General features: G+C 36.0%; 2 protein-coding genes and 2 pseudogenes. 2 read left to right on the top strand and 2 right to left on the bottom strand.

Annotated elements, in window-relative coordinates; genetic code table 11:
* Positions 1-228: pseudogene (locus tag PSE7429_RS27435) on the top strand (hypothetical protein); the annotation flags it as partial.
* Between the two features lie 85 nt (positions 229-313).
* On the opposite strand, the gene PSE7429_RS22450 reads toward PSE7429_RS27435, so the two are convergent.
* Together PSE7429_RS22450 and PSE7429_RS22445 are read right to left on the bottom strand one after the other, a co-directional pair.
* Positions 314-979, bottom strand: a complete 666-nt coding sequence (locus PSE7429_RS22450; RefSeq protein ID WP_009629686.1) for a hypothetical protein — start codon at positions 977-979, stop codon at positions 314-316.
* A 134-nt stretch (positions 980-1113) separates the two neighbouring features.
* The gene (locus PSE7429_RS22445; RefSeq protein WP_040690352.1) at positions 1114-1512 is read right to left on the bottom strand and encodes a hypothetical protein; all 399 of its coding nucleotides are present in this window, start codon (positions 1510-1512) and stop codon (positions 1114-1116) included.
* A 90-nt stretch (positions 1513-1602) separates the two neighbouring features.
* Between PSE7429_RS22445 and PSE7429_RS25820 the strand changes: the two are divergent.
* Positions 1603-1845 (top strand): annotated as a pseudogene (locus PSE7429_RS25820) (IS701 family transposase); the annotation flags it as partial.

Here is a 1845-nt window from a genome sequence, read left to right as displayed (position 1 = left end):
ATCCTCAAGTTACGAACTTTATAGCCTATCTCGAAAGACACCGCCTCCCGTATCCCTGACTACCAAGCTTTTCAAACACAAGGAATTACCATTGGCTCTGGTGCTGTTGAATCTACTATCAAGCAAATTGGGCGTAGAATCAAAATATCTGGTGCTCAGTGGAAGCGCGATAATCTTCCCCAAGTTCTTAAACATCGTTGCGCTTATCTCAACCTCAATCTTGCCTAAGTATATTTACTCAGTGCCTAATTGAGATGCTCCCCTTTTGCTTTTTATTCCTTCTTTCTGCCCTGAGTAGTTACGAAATTGGATTTTACGGATAAACAATATTAGGCTCAACTCCTTTCTTTTGAGTTGAGACATCAGGGACAATAGAATACTTTAGAAGCTTAAATTCGTCACCATCAAATCTGTACTCAGCAATATAACCACCAGAAGGACGAACAGTACTAATTCTAAGATCTAGAGTATTAGGATTGAAATTTAGTAGTCCACTAACCATTTTTCTGTGAACCCAAATAGGTTGACTATTTAAATTCATCCCATCTTCATCAGTCCTTTTTAGTACAGTGAGAGGCTTAATCTCAATACCATAATCTTTAATTGAATAGAGAAGAAATTCTTTGGATGAAGCGTACGCACCTGAACTACAGCCAAATTCCACAATATATTTTTGGCTGTTAACTTGGTAAACTTCAGAATCTCTTTCAGCATAGTCTGGGATAAATCTATCTTCTTCACAGACGTGAAGACTTTTTCTATACTTATAAATATATGCTAATTTTTTGTCTTTAAAATTTGGTTCAATTTCTTTATCTTTCGAGTTTTTTTTAGGTATACTGAGAGAAGTTAAAGTCGCAAATTCTACAATTTTTGAGATAGGTGTCGAAGGGGTTTGGACTTCTAATCTTGCAGAATTAATGCATGAAGTAGTTATCATTGTAATAACAATTAGAATACTTAGCTGTCTTTTTAACATTTAAATACCTGAGTAAATTCCATAAATTAAATCATTTAAATTACTATATTTTGTTTTCCGAAATGAGGAGGAACTTAATATGTGCAATTAGAATACATATTATGTGAGTTGTAGGCTAAAAAGACGTAAATACGTTAATTGTTTAGAGCCTCGAAGTAAATCCATGCATTATTTGCAATTTCAGAAGCTTGAACTTGGGCGTTTACAATTCTCCGAGCGTCCGTAAATTTCGCTAACGCATCATCTCTATTCTGAAGGCTGATATTTTCCAAAAAACCTCCAAAAATTGAACTTGAAGGATAGGCTCTTACAAATAGATCGGTTTTCATTCCATAAACTGCAATATCAGCCGCAAGAACTCTGTCTGTTGATACTATGTCAGCGGCATATATCCATTTTTCAGGTGGTTGGTTATCAACAGGGGTAATGGTCAAAAAATTCCTGTTAAAGTTTGGATCTTTACCAAATTTATCATAGTTGTTTCTGTAAGTGATTTGAACATATCCACGTCCTCTAAAAGCATATCCAGCCAAAGCTATACCATTTACTTTGAGTATAGAAGTTACGCATTGACAAAAGGGAGAAAATAGGCATTGAGTTAGCCAGCAATAGCCATAGCAAAAATGAGGGAAATCAGCAAACCATCAACGGCAAAATGTGACTTGAACAAGTACATCTTGTTTTTACTGTCAGAACCAAAACAGGTAAGTTGTGTGAGGTTAGGCGAGATCCTCAAAAGAAGTGTCTCATGATAGTGTGAACCGATTTTTGCTACGGGAAAGCTATACAGGAAAAGACCTCTACCAAAGCGTAGAGCCAAAACATCAAGAAAGAGGGAGGTAGTACTGAGTGTCGATGATACAGTG

It is taken from the genome of Pseudanabaena biceps PCC 7429 (assembly GCF_000332215.1).
Taxonomy (GTDB): Bacteria; Cyanobacteriota; Cyanobacteriia; order Pseudanabaenales; family Pseudanabaenaceae; genus Pseudanabaena; species Pseudanabaena biceps.
Note: the sequence above shows the minus strand (reverse complement) of the source record. Positions and strands in the feature narration are given on the sequence as shown.